Source organism: Psychrobacter sp. AOP7-C1-14 (assembly GCF_052376135.1).
Lineage (GTDB): Bacteria > Pseudomonadota > Gammaproteobacteria > Pseudomonadales > Moraxellaceae > Psychrobacter.
This window is the reverse complement of the sequence record NZ_JBQSVH010000002.1, coordinates 169,791-187,604: the sequence shown is the minus strand read 5'-3', so window position 1 is coordinate 187,604 and position 17,814 is coordinate 169,791. Positions and strand designations below refer to the sequence as shown.

At 43.5% G+C, this 17,814-nt stretch carries 18 protein-coding genes; 6 read left to right on the top strand and 12 right to left on the bottom strand.

The features are described 5' to 3' along the window. Positions 1-53: 53 nt before the first annotated feature. Complete coding sequence (soxR, locus tag ACT3QN_RS03570; RefSeq protein ID WP_444528922.1) at positions 54-503, bottom strand: redox-sensitive transcriptional activator SoxR; 450 nt, start codon at positions 501-503, stop codon at positions 54-56. A gap of 183 nt (positions 504-686) precedes the next feature. Here soxR and ACT3QN_RS03565 point away from each other — a divergent pair, with 183 nt between their 5' ends. Next, positions 687-1,208 carry an NADPH-dependent FMN reductase gene (locus tag ACT3QN_RS03565; protein ID WP_444528921.1) on the top strand — a complete coding sequence of 174 codons (522 nt, stop codon included), beginning with the start codon at positions 687-689 and terminating at the stop codon, positions 1,206-1,208. 75 nt (positions 1,209-1,283) lie between these two features. On the opposite strand, the gene ACT3QN_RS03560 is transcribed toward ACT3QN_RS03565, so the two are convergent. The 4 genes from ACT3QN_RS03560 to ACT3QN_RS03545 form a co-directional block, all read right to left on the bottom strand. Continuing rightward, complete coding sequence (locus ACT3QN_RS03560; RefSeq protein ID WP_444528920.1) at positions 1,284-2,132, bottom strand: HNH endonuclease; 849 nt, start codon at positions 2,130-2,132, stop codon at positions 1,284-1,286. Positions 2,133-2,331: 199 nt separating this feature from the next. After that, entirely contained in the window at positions 2,332-3,336 is a 1,005-nt protein-coding gene (locus ACT3QN_RS03555) for an oxidoreductase (RefSeq protein ID WP_296208817.1), read from the bottom strand. 192 nt (positions 3,337-3,528) lie between these two features. Then, the gene (locus ACT3QN_RS03550) at positions 3,529-4,506 is read right to left on the bottom strand and encodes a zinc-binding dehydrogenase (protein WP_444528919.1); all 978 of its coding nucleotides are present in this window, start codon (positions 4,504-4,506) and stop codon (positions 3,529-3,531) included. A 290-nt stretch (positions 4,507-4,796) separates the two neighbouring features. Then, positions 4,797-4,976, bottom strand: coding sequence for a DUF2798 domain-containing protein (locus ACT3QN_RS03545; RefSeq protein WP_444528918.1), 180 nt, complete (start codon positions 4,974-4,976; stop codon positions 4,797-4,799). Between the two features lie 356 nt (positions 4,977-5,332). Here ACT3QN_RS03545 and ACT3QN_RS03540 point away from each other — a divergent pair, with 356 nt between their 5' ends. Then, positions 5,333-6,052 (top strand): aspartate/glutamate racemase family protein, encoded by a 720-nt coding sequence (locus ACT3QN_RS03540; RefSeq protein ID WP_444528917.1) that lies wholly within the window; start codon positions 5,333-5,335, stop codon positions 6,050-6,052. Positions 6,053-6,076: 24 nt separating this feature from the next. Here ACT3QN_RS03540 and ACT3QN_RS03535 read toward each other — a convergent pair whose 3' ends face one another. The 5 genes from ACT3QN_RS03535 to ACT3QN_RS03515 form a co-directional block, all read right to left on the bottom strand. Then, positions 6,077-7,120, bottom strand: a complete 1,044-nt coding sequence (locus ACT3QN_RS03535) for an NAD(P)H-dependent flavin oxidoreductase (RefSeq protein WP_444528916.1) — start codon at positions 7,118-7,120, stop codon at positions 6,077-6,079. 363 nt (positions 7,121-7,483) lie between these two features. Then, positions 7,484-7,861 (bottom strand): DsrE family protein, encoded by a 378-nt coding sequence (locus ACT3QN_RS03530; RefSeq protein ID WP_444528915.1) that lies wholly within the window; start codon positions 7,859-7,861, stop codon positions 7,484-7,486. Between the two features lie 180 nt (positions 7,862-8,041). After that, the gene (locus tag ACT3QN_RS03525; protein WP_444528914.1) at positions 8,042-8,584 is read right to left on the bottom strand and encodes an acyl-CoA thioesterase; all 543 of its coding nucleotides are present in this window, start codon (positions 8,582-8,584) and stop codon (positions 8,042-8,044) included. Between the two features lie 59 nt (positions 8,585-8,643). Continuing rightward, the gene (locus tag ACT3QN_RS03520) at positions 8,644-9,747 is read right to left on the bottom strand and encodes a YheT family hydrolase (RefSeq protein ID WP_444528913.1); all 1,104 of its coding nucleotides are present in this window, start codon (positions 9,745-9,747) and stop codon (positions 8,644-8,646) included. Positions 9,748-9,990: 243 nt separating this feature from the next. After that, positions 9,991-10,593: a YigZ family protein gene (locus tag ACT3QN_RS03515; protein WP_444528912.1), complete on the bottom strand. Its 603-nt coding sequence runs from the start codon at positions 10,591-10,593 to the stop codon at positions 9,991-9,993. A 197-nt stretch (positions 10,594-10,790) separates the two neighbouring features. Between ACT3QN_RS03515 and ACT3QN_RS03510 the strand changes: the two genes are divergently transcribed. Together ACT3QN_RS03510 and ACT3QN_RS03505 are read left to right on the top strand one after the other, a co-directional pair. Beyond that, a complete protein-coding gene (locus tag ACT3QN_RS03510; RefSeq protein WP_444528911.1) occupies positions 10,791-11,495 on the top strand; it encodes a pseudouridine synthase in 705 nt (234 codons plus the stop codon). Positions 11,496-11,889: 394 nt separating this feature from the next. Further along, complete coding sequence (locus ACT3QN_RS03505; RefSeq protein WP_444528910.1) at positions 11,890-12,954, top strand: disulfide isomerase DsbC N-terminal domain-containing protein; 1,065 nt, start codon at positions 11,890-11,892, stop codon at positions 12,952-12,954. 158 nt (positions 12,955-13,112) lie between these two features. On the opposite strand, the gene ACT3QN_RS03500 is transcribed toward ACT3QN_RS03505, so the two are convergent. Continuing rightward, positions 13,113-13,763, bottom strand: a complete 651-nt coding sequence (locus ACT3QN_RS03500) for a DUF2939 domain-containing protein (protein ID WP_444528909.1) — start codon at positions 13,761-13,763, stop codon at positions 13,113-13,115. A 415-nt stretch (positions 13,764-14,178) separates the two neighbouring features. Here ACT3QN_RS03500 and dnaJ point away from each other — a divergent pair, with 415 nt between their 5' ends. Continuing rightward, positions 14,179-15,315 (top strand): molecular chaperone DnaJ, encoded by a 1,137-nt coding sequence (gene dnaJ / locus ACT3QN_RS03495; RefSeq protein WP_444520025.1) that lies wholly within the window; start codon positions 14,179-14,181, stop codon positions 15,313-15,315. Between the two features lie 172 nt (positions 15,316-15,487). Then, on the top strand, positions 15,488-16,318 hold the full coding sequence (dapB, locus tag ACT3QN_RS03490; RefSeq protein WP_444528908.1) for a 4-hydroxy-tetrahydrodipicolinate reductase: 831 nt from the start codon (positions 15,488-15,490) through the stop codon (positions 16,316-16,318). 209 nt (positions 16,319-16,527) lie between these two features. Here the strand turns inward: dapB and ACT3QN_RS03485 are convergent, their stop codons facing one another. Continuing rightward, entirely contained in the window at positions 16,528-17,703 is a 1,176-nt protein-coding gene (locus tag ACT3QN_RS03485) for a type III PLP-dependent enzyme (RefSeq protein WP_444523754.1), read from the bottom strand. Between the last annotated feature and the right edge of the window lie 111 nt (positions 17,704-17,814).

Below are 17,814 nucleotides of genomic sequence, written 5' to 3'. Positions count from 1 at the left end.
TTTATGATATTTTTAATGCTAATAAGCCATAAAAAAGGGCTATCAACTCAAAATTACTCCGTCATCAAACGTGGTCCTGCGCCTGTCTCACCCAGCTCGTCATAAGGGTTAAGCAGTTTGCAGCGCTCCAGCGATAGGCAGCCGCAGCCGATACAGTCGCTCATCATATTCTTTAGCTCAGTCAGCTGGACAATCTTACGATCCAATTCCGCTTGCCATCTGAGGCCTAACGCTTCCCAGTCTTTAAGTGTGACACGGGTGTGATTAGGCAGCTCATCAAGCTCCAGCAAAATCTCCTCTAAAGAAAATCCCGTACGCTGCGCCACTTGAATCAATGAGACGATACGGATGACATGCTTCGGATATTGTCTATGATTGGCGTTGTTCCTTTGACTTTTTATCAGCCCTTTACGTTCATAAAAATGTAGCGCAGACACCGCTACGCCCGTCCTTTCACTGAGCAGACCGACCGATATCCAATCAGGCGTGAGTCTTTTTTGCATTTTTTCTTGACCTCAACTTAGGTTTAGGTCGCACAATAGCTCTCATTCGAGATGAACACAAGTACAAACGCGCAAAAATAACTGGTGATAAACATCATCATCCTGTCAGATTCTTTGCGCATTATACTTTTTACTCATAATAACGCTACCTGAAATAGGGTAGGCAAACATAAGGATTTTACAATGAATGTACTTGCCTTTGGCACCAGCAATAGCAGAAAATCTATTAACCAAAAATTGGCACGCTATAGCGCCTTGCAAATCGACGATGCCGATGTGACGCTACTCGATATTCATGATCTTGAGATGCCAATCTTTAGCGAAGAGCGTGAGAAAGAGAGCGGCATCCCACAATTTGCCCATGATTTTTATCAAGCAATTGGGGACGCTGACGCTGTTATTATTTCATTTGCTGAATACAATGGCTCATACACGTCCGCTTATAAAAACCTGTTTGACTGGGCGTCACGCATCGATATGAAAGTTTATCAAGACAAGCCAATGATTATGCTTGCTACATCACCAGGATCTAGCGGCGCGCAAAGCGTGCTTGCTGCGGCTAAAGGCTCAGCGCCGTTCTTTGCCGCTGATGTCAAAGGTGCATTGTCATTGCCCAACTTCTTTGATAATTTCGATGTTGAGACAGGACAAGTGACGGATGAAGCGTTTAATAAGCAACTGAATGAGATTATCAATAAGTTATAAAACTTAAACAGTCGTGATAAGCAATAAAAAAACACTCAACTTGGTTGGGTGTTTTTTGCCCTAAAGTTAAGCGTTTCACTGATTAAGTTCTGCTTCGATAGCAGCAACTTCGTTTATCAACTGACTATTAAATTCTAAATGATTTAAAGAATAGTGTGCTCTTCGATGGCAGGTAGGACATAGAGCAATAACGTTTTGAGGTACGTCCGGACCACCATCGGCCAATCTAGTTAAATGATGGACTTCAAGGTAAGGTCCAGACTTAGTTTCAAATGGAGCTATCTCGTTACACCCTTCGCATATGCCATTAGCTCTGTTCTTAGCATAAAGTTTAATTGCTCTACTACGGTTTTGGATAGACTGAATTTTTTCTTGTGTACTTCCTTGGGTTGGCGTTGAAATTAAAGCAATCTTTCGTAGTTTTTGTAATGACTGGCCTTTGCTAGGCTTAGTAATGTACATCGCTTTAGGTGATTCAACTGTTTTAGAAGTTAGAGTTTGAGCTGCATTAATATTTTGAGTATTGACTATATCTAGATGGAAAATGATAGCCTCGCGAAGATTACCATTTCTATCTGGCCGCTCTTCAGTATGGTGAAAAATATAATTGCATGTTCCTAAAAGCCGTACATAACCTCGCGATGTATATTCAAAGAGTAGGATTTCTTTATTGTTTTTTTGATGATCGCGAATAGCTAAATTACCTTTAGACATTTTCATGTCACCCTCTTGTCCTTCACCTGTGTATTTAAAGGTACCATTAGGATCGAAATCGTCAATATATCCATACTCGTTACCAGAATCACCTGTAAATATAAATATGTATGGATGAGCGGCAGGAGTAGCTATACCACCATATTGTTGGCCCTTATATCTACCGTGTATATCAGCACGCCTATTATAAACTTTCCCTATTTCAAACAATTTAACTTCCTTATTACTAATCTTCTATGAAGATAATATAGTAAACTTAAGTTTGTTAAAGTCAATTCGTGTTTTTCGGCTTTTTATCCTAAGTTTCAACATGAATGAGTTTTCTATTGTCTATATGCCAAAAAAAGCGGTGCTCTTTTAGATAAAGAGCACCGCTACTACTTATAAAATTCGACCTTAAACTAAAATTTTATCCCTTCACATTTACCACATAACGCCCAACCACTTTACTCGACATAAAGCGATCTAGATATTCTGGTGTTTGCTCTAACGTAATCTCTTCACCATAGCTCTCAAGATTGGGCAATTTCATATCAGTGGCGACACGTTTCCAAATAGCTTCTTTATCAGCCAATGGGATATAGACCGAGTCGATACCCAGTAGCGATACTGCTCTAGTGATGAATGGCATGACCGTCATGGAGAACTCAGCGCCGCCCGCTAGACCACAGCTCGTCACCGCGCCGCCCGCTTTAGTTTGTTTAAGCAAATTAGATAAGTAGTCGCCACCAATGGTATCAATGGCGTTTGCCCATAGCTCACGGCCGACAGGTTTATTACCGATCTCATTAATAGTATCACGATGACGTACTTCGCTCGCGCCAAGCTCTTTTAAATGCTCGCTTTGCTCTGGTTTACCTGAGAAGGCAATCACCTCATAGCCAAGCTGCTTTAAGATAGCGATACTGATCGTACCCACGCCGCCAGTTGCGCCAGTGACAGCGACTGGGCCATCACTTGGTTTTGCGCCCATTTTCTCTAGCTTTTGCACACTCAGCGCTGCGGTTAGACCGCCAGTACCATAGGTCATTGCTTCTTTTAGCGTCAGCGTTTCTGGGCAAGGTAGCGCCCAATCTGCTGGTATTGATATCATTTGACCGAGTCCACCATCTGTATCCATACCGAGATCATAGCCGAATACCAATACCTCTTGCCCTGCGCTAAACGTGCCTGATTTATCACTGACGACCACGCCAGCGGCATCGATACCTGGGGTATGCGGGTACTGTTTGGTGATTCTTTTATTGCCCGTGGCTGACATGGCATCTTTAAAGTTTAACGATGAGTAATGTACTTCGATGAGCAAGTCGTTCTCTGGTAAATCACTGACTTTACGCTCTTGGATGCTTTTTTTAAATTCGCCATCACTGGTCTCTTCGACGACTAAGGCTTTGAACGTTGTATCGTTTGACATGGTTATATCCTTATTAAGTTTTATTGTTTGTGTTTATTAATAACGGTACGGCGATGCTATTACAGCTTCGCTATAATTGAAGCAGCTCCGCTAAAAAAAGCCCACGGTATTATCTGATGAGTAATACAAATGGGCTTTCTTATACTTTCTAGTACCACTGTTTTTGCTCTCGTTACGAGGCGAGTACAGGGATTAAGGTTTTAAAAGAACTTTACCTTTTTTGCTCGATTGTACTTTTCCAGAGACGGCAGTTGTGATGTCATCTAGACTATAAATAGCTTCGATAGGGAGCTTCAAATCACCACTTGCAGCGCGCTCTAGTAGCTCATCTATCAGACGTTGTTTGTTATCAAGGTCCATTTCTTGGCTGGTTTTGCTGCCCCAGAACCCTTTTACCACAGCTTGCTTAAAGATTAAGCTGCCAGCGTCTAGTGCCATTGGCTTGCCTGACATGATACCAAATGAGACTAGCGTTCCTTTGCTGCCAAGTAGCGATAGTAGCTCGTTGCTCGATTCACCACCGACTGAATCGACGGCTGCGGTAATCTTGTCATCACCAATGATGGCTTTGACTTGGTCTTTCCAGTCGTCATCAGCAGTGACGACATTGTTTTTGATATCAAGTGCTGTCAGCTCCTCGAGTGAGTCTTTACTACGCACCAGGTTGATTGTATTCACACCGCGTGCAGCAGCGAGCATGGCTAGCGTTTTACCAACGGCGCCATTTGCTGCGTTATGGATAATCCATTGACCGCTATCGACTTCTAGAAACTCTAGCAGCATCAAAGCAGATAATGGCATGGCAATCAGCTGTGCAGCCAGTTCGTCTTCGATACTATCAGGCATGTTAAATACCATACTGGCAGGAGCGACAAAGTACTCTGCCCACGTTTCGTGCACACTGGCACACGCCACACGTTGGCCAACACTAAACTCTGTGACGTCATCACCTACGGCATCAATAATACCTAGCGCTTCACTACCACCGATGGCTGGCATCTCAGGCTTATAGCCATATTGTCCACTTACGGTCAGCATGTCATGGTTGTGAATAGGGGAGAGGATAGTTTTGATACGGACTTCGTTTGCAGCTGGCTGCGGCATAGGACTGTCGCCCACGCTCAATACGTCGGAGGGTTTACCGAAACTGTTATGAATAGCACTACGCATGATAATTTCCTTTATCTATGAATTTATATATTTATAAGTATATTAAAAGTATGAATAACCGATGATAAAAACAGCATCGTCACAGTTATTCATCAATATGTTGTTCTTCGAGTAAAAACAATACCACGTTAATAACGCTCGTAGGTTATCGACTCACAAAGTTACTATACTTAAAAAAAGTTACTATACTTAAAAATAGACTGGTCGTCTAGATAGTGGATACATTCGCGCTAAATGGATTTGGTTATAGAAAGCTTGGCTTACATCAGCAATATTCTAAGTAATGCTGTTTAGTAGAACTCAATACGGCTGAGCAGATGTTCCTGTACGATGTATGCGCAAATATAAGCACTTGGCCATGCAAACATAAAGGCCAGTCCCCAGGAGTGCATCAGCTCCATAAAGAAACCCTCAATGAATCCTTGTTTTACTACCAATAACGCGGTTGAAATGATTAGTGACATCAACATCGCCATAATGCCAGTAAAGATTAGTCGGTAGTACTTGCGGCGTGTACGTATCCTGATAGTGGGAAAGTTGGCCATAGTATTTGGTTGTCCTGCATAGTATCAGCTATGCCCAGCCTATGATGCGGGCATACGTTGTATATATAATAGTTAGGTAATGAGTAGTCATAATAGATAGGGTAATAGCTACCAGTGTCCATCATACTCCGTGAAGTCGGACGGGTAAAATCGTTATTATCAATAGTAGGATTTGCTCTATTTTAATAACATTGTTGTCTTAAGAGCTATTATCAAATAGCGCGTTCTCAGCAGACGGTTTTGCTACTATAACTAAGACTAAAAAGATTCTAGGAATATATATGGCAGCTCAAAAACAACGAGACTCTCAACAGAAAACACTAGGTATCATCGGTGGTATGAGTTGGGAGAGTACCGAGAGTTATTACCGCCTCATTAATGAAGGTATCAAGGATAAGCTAGGCGGCTTACATTCAGCAGACTTGTTGATTCATAGTGTCGACTTTGCACCGATTGGCGAGATGCAAGCAGAAGGAGCATGGATTGAGCTTGGCGCGATGATGGCAAGTAGTGGCGAGCGACTACAAGCGGCTGGTGCCCAAGGGTTATTGATGGCGACAAACACTATGCATAAAGTGATCAGCGACGTTGAAACCACGACCAACCTGCCGATTATTCATATTGCTGACGCTACTGCTAAAGAGATTGAGAAACAGGGTCTGACCAAAATTGCGCTACTTGGTACGCAGTTCACCATGACTCAAGATTTTTATAAGCAGCGTTTGATCGATGCAGGCTTGCAAGTACTGTTGCCAGAAGATGAGGCGAGAGCAGAGGTACATCGTATTATCTATGATGAGCTGTGCAAAGGCCAGATACTTGATAGCTCACGCCAGTATTATCGCCAAGTCATTACCGATTTGGCCAACGAAGGTGCAGAAGGTGTGATATTAGGCTGTACAGAGATTGGCTTACTTATCAAACAAACTGATAGCCCCATACCTGTATTTGACACCACGGCTATTCATGCAGCCGCGGCGGTAGATTTTTTATTAGAGTAGTGTGGATAATAAAAACAGGCAAGTTTATAGCGCTTTAACCAAGCGCTCAAGCAGTTCAAGCGTGCTCTCTTTTTTGACCAGAGCCACCCCTTGTCCTGCCCATAAAGACAGATGTTCTGCATCCATGTTCTGAGACGCATGAGCTCGCATAAATTTGGTCATGGCGTTTAATTGCGGATAGGGCGGTAGCGTATCAGCGCTTTCAAATTCGGCAAAATCACGTAGATAATCATTTAATAAACCGCGAGCGAGCTTACCTGAGAACAGACGCGTTAATCGCGTTTCTGAGCTGCGCTTATCTTGACTGGCATCAAGTAGCGCTTGTTTATAAGTATCATTAATACCGCATTTATCAGTGGTCAAAAACGCTGTCCCTATTTGTGCCAGCTCAGCACCAGCCGTCTGAACCGCTTTTATGGCTTGTCCGCTCATGATGCCACCCGCTGCAATCAATGGGATGTCGGTACAGGTACGCGTCTGGCTAATTAGTGTCAATAGCCCCAATGGATCGCTTTCACTTTGCGGCAACCAACCACCGCGATGTCCGCCAGCTTCGACCCCTTGTACACATACCGCATCTGCACCGATATCTGCCCATGCCTTCGCTTCTAACGGATGATTGGCAGTGCCGATGACAAGTGTGCCGAGGCTTTGTAGGCGCTGGACTTGCTCGGCACTGATAATGCCAAAGGTAAAACTGGCGACGGGAACGGGATTGTCATAGAGCACTTGCAGCTGCTCTGAGAAGTTCTGAGCAGGGCATTTAGGTAGTGTAAATTCGATAGTGTTGTCTCGATAGTACTGACTTAGCCAAGCAGGGAGTTCGGTATCAATGGTCGTATACTCCTGTTTGGAGAGTACCATCAGGTTGATCATAAAAGGTCGGTCGGTGAGCGACTTAATGGTATCAATTTGGCCAGTCAAAACATTTGGTGCCGTCATGCCAGATCCTAGTGAGCCCAGTCCACCAAAGTTACTCACCGTCGCCGCTAGTTTAGGTGTGGTTGCACCTGCCATTGGTGCTTGGACGATAGGGTAGGAGAGGTTCAGAGTATCAAGTAAGCTCATGACTGGCTGCCTTTTAGTAGAGTGTTTGCATGAACTACTTTAACAAAGCTGAACATCGTCTGTGTTAGATAGTGTGCATTTAGTTGAAAAATAAGATGGTGGGTTTTGGCTACAGTTTTGTAGTTAAAAGCTATTAAGGCACATACTTAATATCATTAAAGTACCTAACCAAAGCAAGTTGAAATAAATAATGAATCAAAATGGCTAAAGAAATTTTAGCGGCTTCTCTATTACTTAGTGTTAACTTCTTATAATCTACTGAATTTTATGAAAACTGCAAATAAAATAGGCCAGCTTCCAGGCCATCCAACGATGACTAAGAAACCGACCCATTCTTATGATCTTACTTTTTAACTTTTGCTATTAGTTCAACTGCAACGACCCTTTAGCATTCATCAGTAGCTCAACCACATCATCACCGCTAATCACTTCAAAACGCTTATCAACATCTGAATCTGCTACACCGTTGTGTTTCATGCAAGCGCCGCAGACCAATACTTGACCGCCTTTTTCGATAAATGCTTCTAGTAACTCACCAGCAGGCTCAAACGGGTCGCCGATATCTACGTTGTCTAACGCACTTGGTTTTGCCAGATGTACTGCATCTACCATGAGTATGACAGTAGCAGAATGGCCTTTCTTCAGTGCTACACCTGCCATGGTAAATGCTAGAGTAATTTTGCTTGGGTTTGATTCACTATTATCAAATAATGTGCCGACATAATCTGTTGTGTTAGCCATGTTGTTCTCCTTATAAGACTATATTTATTTTGTCTGAGTATGTACTCACTACTATCCTAGCATTTATTATACTTATTTATATAATGTATTGTTATGCAATAGTAGTCATAAGGTTACTTACTTGTGACGTGCTTTTGAGTAATATTAAATAGAGCCGTTTTTAGCTAAGCTAGCTTGATATTACTCCGTCGGCGGCCAAGGGCGGTCGGCATCACTCTTGATCCATTCAGCCACGTAACCTGTTGGCGGTAGATCCCAATCAGACTGTCCCAATGCGGCCAGTACTTGTGCCGTGTCGATCACTCTACCACCCTTTGTTACACCTGTACGCAGTAGGCCAGATGAGCAAGGCTTACCTTTGACCCACATCGATTGCTCGATGTAGAGCCAGCGCGCATCGATACCGACGATTTTGGTCTTGAGCGTGACTTTTTGAAAGGCGCGAATACGCTTACGGTATTGAATAGTGCTGCCAGCAATCACCAACCCCCAACGTTGTTTTAACAACTGCTTGCCAAGCCCAGTCCGTACCGCAAAGTCCATACGTCCCAAATCATAAAGTGTAAATACCCGACCGTTATTCATCTCCAAAAAATTATCGATATCAGATAAGCGGCAGCGAAATTGAATCTCGCTAGTGTCTTTGAACGTTAGTGTGTCGCCTTTTTTTGCTTTTAGAGCAGCATGAGCGATAGTGCTAGCATAACGGATAAATGGGTACATAAAACACTCTCAAAAGTTTATAAACGTTGGCGTTATTACTTTGTTATTGATGACGATGGTTATTTGTCGTCAGACACCATAGCCTGAGAGGGTTCGCCAGTAGAAGCTACACCAATCCAATTAAAATAAGCACTGACAGTTTCCGGTATCCAGTTGATATCGAATTTTGAGGTTTTGGACTCTTTATTATTGGTGACAGACGATTTATTTTTGGCCTGACCGTTGTTTGAGCGATAACGCAAATAACCAATATGTCCACCGTGGTCAGTATCTAAGATAGTAACACTCTCAGAGACATCATTTGGGGTAGCAGTAAAGCCGATGAAAGGGTCGTCCTTTGCACTAATGAGCAGTAGAGGGTGCGTGACGTTGCGCAAATAGGGCATGGCGGATGCAGTGTGGTAATAGTCATTCTTGGAGCGATATCCGTGACGCGGCGCGGTAAAGATATCATCAAAATCACTGATACGATTGGATGATTTTATAGCGTTGATTTCATCTTGTGTGAGATCGTTTGCCAATGCTTTTTTGATAATTGGGTTAAGCAGGTACGGCGTATAGATACGATGACTCAAAAAACTGTGCATAGTAATAGCCGCTGAGGACATATCGACTGGTGCAGAAATAACCACTGCACCTTTGCATAGGACTTTGTTCTCATATTCGCCCATATATTTGGCCAGTGCATTACCACCTAATGAGACACCGACCGCGTAGATATTGGCATACTGCTCGCGTAAGTTCTGTAGCGCATGATGTACTTCATCCGTATCTCCCGCGTTATAAAATACCTTGCCACTGGCAGGAATACCACCACAACTGCGAAAGTGGGCGACGACAAAGTGCCAGCCTTGCGCATGGATTTGGTGCGCTAGCGCACGAGCATAATGACTGTCACTACTACCTTCCATACCATGAAACAGTACGATTAGTGGTGTTTGCTCAAGCTCGCCATCTTTTGGTGGTTCTACAGGGTGCGCATCATAAAAGTCATAGGCAATATCGCTCTCGTCCAATGAGTCTTTTTCGACCACGCGGCGATAGGTTGGAGCTTTGGGTGCAAAGAATTTAGGTAAGATACTTTGTAGATGCGGATTGGTCAGCCAAAACGGTGTCTTGAAAGGGGCTGGAGAAAAAGGTTTGGTCGAGTTGGAAGCTGACATAAATGGCTCTTATTTAATTATTGTCAAAAAGCAATGTCTTATCATACCGAGGCTAATACTCAAAACCAATAACTTTCAGTGAACGCATGATTACTGAAAAAAGCTACTGAAAAGCAGCTGACAAAAATCATTCACCGAGAAATAGCCATTGAAAAAAGCTAACAAATAAGCACATTGAAAAGGAGGCTATCTAAAGCGGCTAATGACTAAAACGGCTGATGATAGTATTCAGTTAAACTCTTCTTAATTTTCTGGCTTATCCAATACTCGGCCATCCATTGCTAAGCGCTCTTTTAAATTGTCAACATCTGCTTCAGCAAGTGTTGCAGTTAAGGTCACTTGCTTACTGTATGCAACATCATCGATATGACCGCCAAGACTCTCTATCATATAGCGGCATTGCGCCTCAGTTGCAAACTCTGCCAGTATCTGAACCTGTGTCATCGGGACATAGGGATTTAGTACCATCTCATCGACAGCCGCCTGAGCAGAGCCTGCATAAGCACGGGTGAGACCACCAGCACCCAATTTTATACCACCGAAGTAACGTACGACGATGATAATCACATTGCCGATAGACTTATGCTGCAGCACATTCAATATTGGACGACCCGCTGTACCGCTTGGCTCGCCATCATCATCAAACCCTGCACTGGTGGTGTTATTAGGATCACCGATAATATATGCCCAGCAGAAATGACGGGCATCAGGATATTGCTCGCGTAGATGTTCCACGTGAAACATTGCTTGCTCACGAGAGGTTACTGGATAGGCGTAAGCGATAAACTCGGATTTTTTAATTTCTAGGCGTGTGGTAACAGCACGTTTTAGCGTTTGATAGCTCATATTTCATCAGGCTTAGGTTGGATATGTTAAACTGGTCTGACTTTCACTGGCTTCTGTATTGGGTGCAGTGTTCATTTAATTTTTCATTATAGTACCATTTCTAACCATCGAAGATAACGTGTCGCTCACGGCTGAGTGTTGGTGTCGTTAGTTTCTGATTTAGGGCTGGTATAATAAAACCGATGGTAGTAAATAGTATGCGTTTAGATAAATTCATCAGTAAAGCCACCGAGCTGTCGCGCAAAGAATCAAAAAAGATCATGCACGCAGGTGAGGTTACCGTAAACGATCAAGTGGTCAAAGATCCTGGTCTACATGTCGATGTCGTCAACGATGATGTGATGTGGGCAGGCGAGCCATTGTCGGTCGCTGCTGGTAATCGTTATATCTTATTGTATAAGCCTGAAGGCTTTGAATGTACGCTCAAAGTTAAAGAATATCCAATCGTTACCGAACTGATTGCTGTGCCAGAATTAGGTAGCCTTCGTATCGCTGGACGTCTCGATGTTGATACCACTGGTGCGTTGCTGATGAGTGATGACGGCGGTTGGCTACATCGTGTCACCAGCCCTAAGCACGAACATGCAAAGGTATACGAGCTAACTTTAGCAGATGCAATGGATAGTGGCGCACAAGAGAAAGCCATAAAGAAAGTGGCTGAAGGTATCTTGCTTGAGGGTGATTACGAGCCAACCAAGCCTGCGACTCTTGAGTTCATTGATGAAAAACATGCACGCCTGACATTAGAGCAGGGCAAATATCATCAAGTAAAACGTATGATGGGTTACTTTGGCAATCGAGTCACGGAGCTGCACCGCGCCAGTATCGGTCACATTAATCTAGAAGGCCTAGAGAAAGGCGATAGCCGTTTCTTAACGTCAGAAGAAGTCGCCAAATTCTAAGAGGTAGTAGAAATAGTAAAGATAGGCACTGAACCAGCTAAGTCTTTGCATTGATACTTGTATTGAAATTATCGTTTCAAACCCATTAGCAGCCATTATATAGTGGCTGCTTTTTGCGGTCTGCCATCTCGTATTTATGTCCATTGTCTACCTGTGTTGCCTATCTCTTAAAGCTAAGTAGCAGTTTTGCGACATTAACCATTTAGCGCTTTGCAAAACTATCCTATATGCTACAGTCTTTTTTATCTATATTTTTATAACAGACAACCCTTAAACCATTTTCAAAAATTCAACTAGTAAGAAGATGGATTGCTACCTTTGAATTAATGGTGGCTTTAAAATTGGGGTTAATATCGAAAACCGTCATTATCAAAAACCAGATAGGAACCCTTCTGTGACATTACCTGTATTAAAGTCTGCCAGTCTAATCAGCGTCATACTACTAGCAACTACTGCTTGCGCTCAGCCCAGTTCAGCAGATGCTAACAGTAACAACGTAAAGAAAAACGCCACAAATTCGCAAGCAACGCAAACAGTGAGTATGACTGTCGATAAGCGATTGCGCCAAATATTGACTCAGGCAGGCATCAAAACACAGATTACTTCTATTGTGCCATCCAAACTGCCCAATATGTATCAAGTAAGTTTGGCTGGACAATTGCCACTACATATCACCGAAGATGGTCGTTACGTCATCCAAGGCGAGCTACAAAAGAACCCAAGCGAACGTGTCGTGACCGAGACGCCTGCTCGCAGTACGAGTGCGCAACTGGGCAAGCCGGTTAGCGCCAGCACGAAGTCAGATATATTAGCCAATATGTCTGCGCTCAAAAACATGAGTGCCAAAACGCCATTCTTTTATACCGCAGTACCGGGCGTTATTTGGGGTGCGACATTAGAAGGCGTGCCTTTCTTATTATCAGATGATGGTCAGTACATTACCGATGGCGAAATATCAGTCATCGAAAACGGTCAGTTTGTTGGGCTTGATGAAGAGTTCGAAGCATTGAAGAACCAGTCTGTGTTTGCGACATTGGATAAAAGCCAGCTAATTACTTATCCAGCAACTAGCACTGAAAGAGCCGTTATTTATGTGGCTGATGATGTGAATTGTCCTTACTGCCGCCGACTACACCAGCAAGTGCCATCGCTGAATGCAAAAGGTGTAACGGTTAATGTGATCGGTTATCCGATATATGAGGCGTCACCGAAGCAGATGCGTGGTATCTGGTGTCAAGCCACCGAAGACAGTCGCCGTCAGGCATTTGACAAAGCGATGCTACAGGGTGAAATGACACCTGCACCAGCGAGCTGTAATACAGATCATGTGACGCCCAATCGTGAAAAAGCAGCCGGATTGGCTGTGATGGCAACACCTGCAATCTATCGTGAAGATGGTGTGCTATACCAAGCAAGTTTTGAGAGTCCAGAGTTTCTAGAGTTCTTAGGCGTTGAGTAATTAATTGGTGTGATCAAGTGCTTTAACAGTTCAAAGCTTTAAGGTATTAATCTGCTAGATAAAGCAATAGAAAAACCGCCTTATGAAGCAGTTCATAAGGCGGTTTTTTTATAGTTCTATTCAAAAATTTCTACGTCTCAAAAACTATTTTAAATATCTTATGGCAAGACGATATCAACGATTTTCCAATTGATAAGCCCTTCACGTTGCATCTCGATAGTGAGAGGATAGCCTTTCACTTGACCGCTAATACTAAAGCAATTGATACCGCAGTAGCTGAGCGTTGGTTTTTCACTATCATTACCTTGGGCTACTTGCTGCTCAAGTTCTGCAGCTTGTTTTTTCATGACTTGCTGCATTTGGCTTTTGACCACCGCATCGACATCACCGCGCTGAATAATTAAGCTTTGAATCAGGTTCTTTAAATCAACTTGATCGCTAGCGATGGCCCATGCTGCCGCTAACTCTTTGGTTGCTGTATTGGCCTGACCTTGGGTGTTAATTACCTTTTCGATATTCTGCGGCGTGATGGCCCCTTCAACGGCCTGCGCGATGAAGCCGTTCGCTGCTTGGGTCAACGCATCACCGCCTAACTCGGAGATTAGCGGATACTTAGTCATGGTCGTTGCAAATTGGCTAGTTAGCTGGTTTTGGACACTTGGTTGCACCTGATCATAATTAATAGCCGCTGCAATCGTGGCACCATCCTTATCGTCGTAAGCATTTTTGAGCTGATAAGCGCTATAGTAAGGCGAGCCTGCATACACTGCTATCGCAATTATGATGAATAGAATAACCAGCTTTTTCATAAGACTTGATACCTTGTCGCAAGCGTCATCACTATGAGTTTGAATGACCGTATGTGGTGACAAATATTAGCATGACTGGACACGGCTCAGGTACGAAAAGCTTTGCAGTAACCTTAATAAATCGTTTGTCTTTTGCCACGGTAGGATCAACGGCTAATTTCATCATTTAAGATCTTGATAAATCAGAAGACCATCTCCATAAATAGCGCAAACTTTTTATAATTGATTTGGCTAAGCAGCCTTTACCGTATTTGTTGGTTAAGTCTAGATATGATCGTTTTATAGCATTGCGACCTATTATGTTTCATGTGAAACGTTATACATGTCTAGTGCGTAAGAATAATGATTAGTATCACTGTTAATTGAGCTGATGATTTGACGAACCGGTGTGGCTGTAAAGACGATAGGAGAGAGCATGAGTAAGCGCGATTTTTATGAAGTATTAGGTGTCAGCAAGACCGCTGACAGCAAAGAAATTAAGCGAGCCTACCGTAAGCTTGCCATGAAATACCATCCAGATCGCAACTCTGATGATCCTGATTCGGAAGAAAAATTCAAAGAAGCTTCAATGGCTTATGAAGTATTGAGCGATGAAGAAAAACGTTCAGCCTACGATCGTATGGGCCATGCAGCCTTTGAAAACGGTATGGGTGGCGGCGGCTTTGGCGGCGCAGGCGGCGGAAACTTCCAAGATATCTTTGGCGATATCTTCGGTAACTTCGGTGATATCTTTGGTCAGCAGCGTGGTGGCGGCGGTGGGCGTTCGCGTCGTGGCTCTGACTTACGTTATGTGATTGAGCTGACATTAGAAGAAGCGGTACGTGGCTGCAAAAAAGAAATCAGCTTCACGGCTCCTGCGCCTTGTGATACCTGTGATGGTAAAGGGGCAAAAAATGCCTCTGATGTTGTCACCTGTCAGACTTGTCATGGCCAAGGTCAAGTACGTATGCAGCAAGGATTCTTTGCGGTACAGCAAGCTTGCCCTCATTGCGGCGGTACTGGTAAACAGATCAAAAACCCTTGCCCAGACTGTCATGGTAATGGCGTAAAAGATAAATCACGCACACTAGAAGTCTCTATCCCTGCAGGTGTTGACGATGGTGATCGCGTCCGTCTAGCAGGCGAAGGTGAAGCGGGTGGCGCTGGCGTACAAAACGGCGATCTATATGTCGAAGTACGTGTCAAACAGCACAATGTCTTTACCCGTCAAGGCGCTGACCTGTATATGGATGTGCCAGTAAGCATCACTGATGCGGCATTGGGTAAAGAAGTCGAAATCCCAACCTTAGATGGTAAAGTAAAAATCAAGGTCGCAGAAGGTACGCAAAGTGGTAAGTTACTACGTGTACGCGGCAAAGGTGTAACACCAGTGCGTACTACTATGAAAGGTGATTTGATTTGCCGCGTGGTTATCGAAACACCTGTTAACCTGACTCGTGAGCAAAAAGACTTGTTACGTCAATTCCAAGATACTTTGGATGACGATAGTAAGCACCAACAATCACCACACAAAAAATCATTCTTCAAAAAAATCGGCGATTTATTCGATTAAGAATGAGCCAAACTAAGTAGTAAATATTAAATTAAGCCCAAAGGTTTCATGTGAAACCCTTGGGCTTTTTGTTGACGGTATAATAAGCCCCTCATGTGGTGATATTTGCTAAACTTACGATAAATATGATTAAAAATAATTTCACCAAATATAAAGTAACTAAGGTAAAAGTATGAGCGAACAAGCAAATAATAAATCTATCAACGTTGGCGTAATCGGTGCAGGCGGTCGTATGGGTCGTATGCTTATCGAAGCGGTACAAAACAATCCGCAAACTACATTAAAAGCAGCGATTGAACGCCAAGGCTCTAGCCTGGTTGGAGCAGATGCAGGCGAGGTTGCTGCTATCGGTCATTTAAACGTAAAAATCGTTGATGACTTAGCCGCTGTGATTAACAACATCGATGTGCTGATTGATTTTAGCTTACCTGATGCCACCGAAAAAAATATGCAAGTTTGTGCTGAGAATAACGTCGCTATGGTCATCGGTACGACAGGATTCAATGAGCAGCAGGAACGAGTACTGGCAAAAGCAAGTGAGCAGATTACTATCGTGTATGCAGGTAACTATTCGACAGGCGTTAATTTATCATTGAAGCTACTGGGGATGGCTGCCAAAGCGTTTGGTGATGACGCCGATGTAGAAATCATCGAAGCTCATCATAAGCACAAAATCGATGCGCCTTCTGGTACCGCATATATGATGGCCGAAGCAGTCGCAGAAGCGCGCGGACAGAATCTAAAAGACGTCGCTATCTATGGCCGTGAAGGGCAAACTGGCGAGCGCGAATCTGGGACAATTGGTATCCATGCAGTACGTGGGGGCGAAATCGTAGGCGACCATACTGTGATGTTTATCGCAGATGGCGAAGTGGTTGAAATCACTCATCGTGCACGTGCTCGCATGACATTTGCCGCTGGTGCAGTACGTGCCGCAACTTGGGTCGTTGAGCAAGAAGTGGGACAGTACAATATGCAGGATGTACTTGGATTAAGTGACTAACCGACTATTGATGGTTAGTGGTTGGCTATATCATTATGACTGATGGCCCGATGGTTTAATAGCAGCAATGGAGCAGGTATGAATAGCACCAAACGTTATATTAGACATAAAATGATTGGTGCGACTTCTTTACGAATTGAATAGTCAGCACAAAAAAGCGCGTCACGGGTATTAACCGTGCCGCGCTTTTTTATGAAGAGTATCAAATACTAATCAATATAAACCACTTCGAGCGGTGGGAAACCATTGAACTCTACCGATGAGTATGAGTTGGTATAAGCACCAGTGGTTAGCCAATAGATTTTATCACCAATCTCAAGCTCTTCTGGTAGCTGATAACCTGCTTCTTCATACATAATATCAGTTGAGTCACAGGTTGGACCGGCTAGTACTACTGTGCCTTCACTGGTAGAGGTTTCCATCTTAGGCGTATAGACAGGGTACTTGATGGCTTCCCCCAACGTTTCGATTAAACCTTGGAATAGACCAACATCGGTATACACCCAACGAGTCAAATCAGTATCAGACTTACGAGAGATCAGTACCACATCACTAACCAATACGCCTGAACCACCAACCAACGAACGACCCGGCTCTAAAATAATTTCTGGCATTTCATCGTCATTATAGTCGTCAGTCAGATAGCTGGTAATTTCTTCAGCGTAGACTTTGATAGGGTTAACTTCACTAATGTAGTTGGTCGGGAAGCCACCACCCAAATTAATCATTTGTAGCTTGATACCTTCTTCATTCTTCATCCAGTCAAACATATATTTGACTTTGGCTAACGCATCATCCCATGCAGCGACGTCTTTTTGCTGGCTACCAACGTGGAACGAGATACCATAAGGGACCAAGCCTAGCTCGCGTGCTTGAACCAGTAGATCAATTGCCATGTTAGGATGGCAACCAAATTTACGTGATAATGGCCATTCTGCTGTCTCTGACCCTTGGACTAAAATACGAACAAATATCTTAGAACCTGGGGCATGTTTGGCAATGTTTTTTAGATCCGCTTCTGAATCAGTCGCATATAGATCGATGCCTTTTTCAAAAGCATATTTAACATGGTCGGCTTTTTTAATGGTATTGCCGTATGAGATACGCGATGGCTCCACACCGCAGTCAAGCACGCGATCAAGCTCATAGATAGAGGCACAGTCAAAGTTTGAACCAAGATCGGCTAGTAAGTTAATCACTTCCACCGCAGGGCTAGCTTTCATTGCATAATGCAATTTTGCCTTAGGAAACAGGCTGACCATTTCATGGTACTTGGTTTCGATACGGCTAAGGTCAACTACTAAGAAAGGTGTCTCGCGACCTTCAGCAGCCTTGGTAAATTTCTGCCAGCTGGCAGGGTCAAAATATTGGTCAATTTTGATCATTGTCATAGTAATAAACCTTTTGCGAAAACTGTATCGGTTAGAAAGAAGTATCGCCAAACAGTGAATGCTAAATGATAGCATTCACTGTAGATATAACGATGTGAAGGATAA

What these genes read in the sequence shown, in the direction of transcription:
- soxR (WP_444528922.1), bottom strand. Translation starts at nt 503, where the DNA reads ATGCAAAAAAGACTCACGCCTGATTGGATATCGGTCGGTCTGCTCAGT.
- ACT3QN_RS03565 (WP_444528921.1), top strand. Translation starts at nt 687, where the DNA reads ATGAATGTACTTGCCTTTGGCACCAGCAATAGCAGAAAATCTATTAAC.
- ACT3QN_RS03555 (WP_296208817.1), bottom strand. Translation starts at nt 3,336, where the DNA reads ATGTCAAACGATACAACGTTCAAAGCCTTAGTCGTCGAAGAGACCAGT.
- ACT3QN_RS03550 (WP_444528919.1), bottom strand. Translation starts at nt 4,506, where the DNA reads ATGCGTAGTGCTATTCATAACAGTTTCGGTAAACCCTCCGACGTATTG.
- ACT3QN_RS03545 (WP_444528918.1), bottom strand. Translation starts at nt 4,976, where the DNA reads ATGTTGATGTCACTAATCATTTCAACCGCGTTATTGGTAGTAAAACAA.
- ACT3QN_RS03540 (WP_444528917.1), top strand. Translation starts at nt 5,333, where the DNA reads ATGGCAGCTCAAAAACAACGAGACTCTCAACAGAAAACACTAGGTATC.
- ACT3QN_RS03535 (WP_444528916.1), bottom strand. Translation starts at nt 7,120, where the DNA reads ATGAGCTTACTTGATACTCTGAACCTCTCCTACCCTATCGTCCAAGCA.
- ACT3QN_RS03530 (WP_444528915.1), bottom strand. Translation starts at nt 7,861, where the DNA reads ATGGCTAACACAACAGATTATGTCGGCACATTATTTGATAATAGTGAA.
- ACT3QN_RS03525 (WP_444528914.1), bottom strand. Translation starts at nt 8,584, where the DNA reads ATGTACCCATTTATCCGTTATGCTAGCACTATCGCTCATGCTGCTCTA.
- ACT3QN_RS03520 (WP_444528913.1), bottom strand. Translation starts at nt 9,747, where the DNA reads ATGTCAGCTTCCAACTCGACCAAACCTTTTTCTCCAGCCCCTTTCAAG.
- ACT3QN_RS03515 (WP_444528912.1), bottom strand. Translation starts at nt 10,593, where the DNA reads ATGAGCTATCAAACGCTAAAACGTGCTGTTACCACACGCCTAGAAATT.
- ACT3QN_RS03510 (WP_444528911.1), top strand. Translation starts at nt 10,791, where the DNA reads ATGCGTTTAGATAAATTCATCAGTAAAGCCACCGAGCTGTCGCGCAAA.
- ACT3QN_RS03500 (WP_444528909.1), bottom strand. Translation starts at nt 13,763, where the DNA reads ATGAAAAAGCTGGTTATTCTATTCATCATAATTGCGATAGCAGTGTAT.
- dnaJ (WP_444520025.1), top strand. Translation starts at nt 14,179, where the DNA reads ATGAGTAAGCGCGATTTTTATGAAGTATTAGGTGTCAGCAAGACCGCT.
- dapB (WP_444528908.1), top strand. Translation starts at nt 15,488, where the DNA reads ATGAGCGAACAAGCAAATAATAAATCTATCAACGTTGGCGTAATCGGT.
- ACT3QN_RS03485 (WP_444523754.1), bottom strand. Translation starts at nt 17,703, where the DNA reads ATGATCAAAATTGACCAATATTTTGACCCTGCCAGCTGGCAGAAATTT.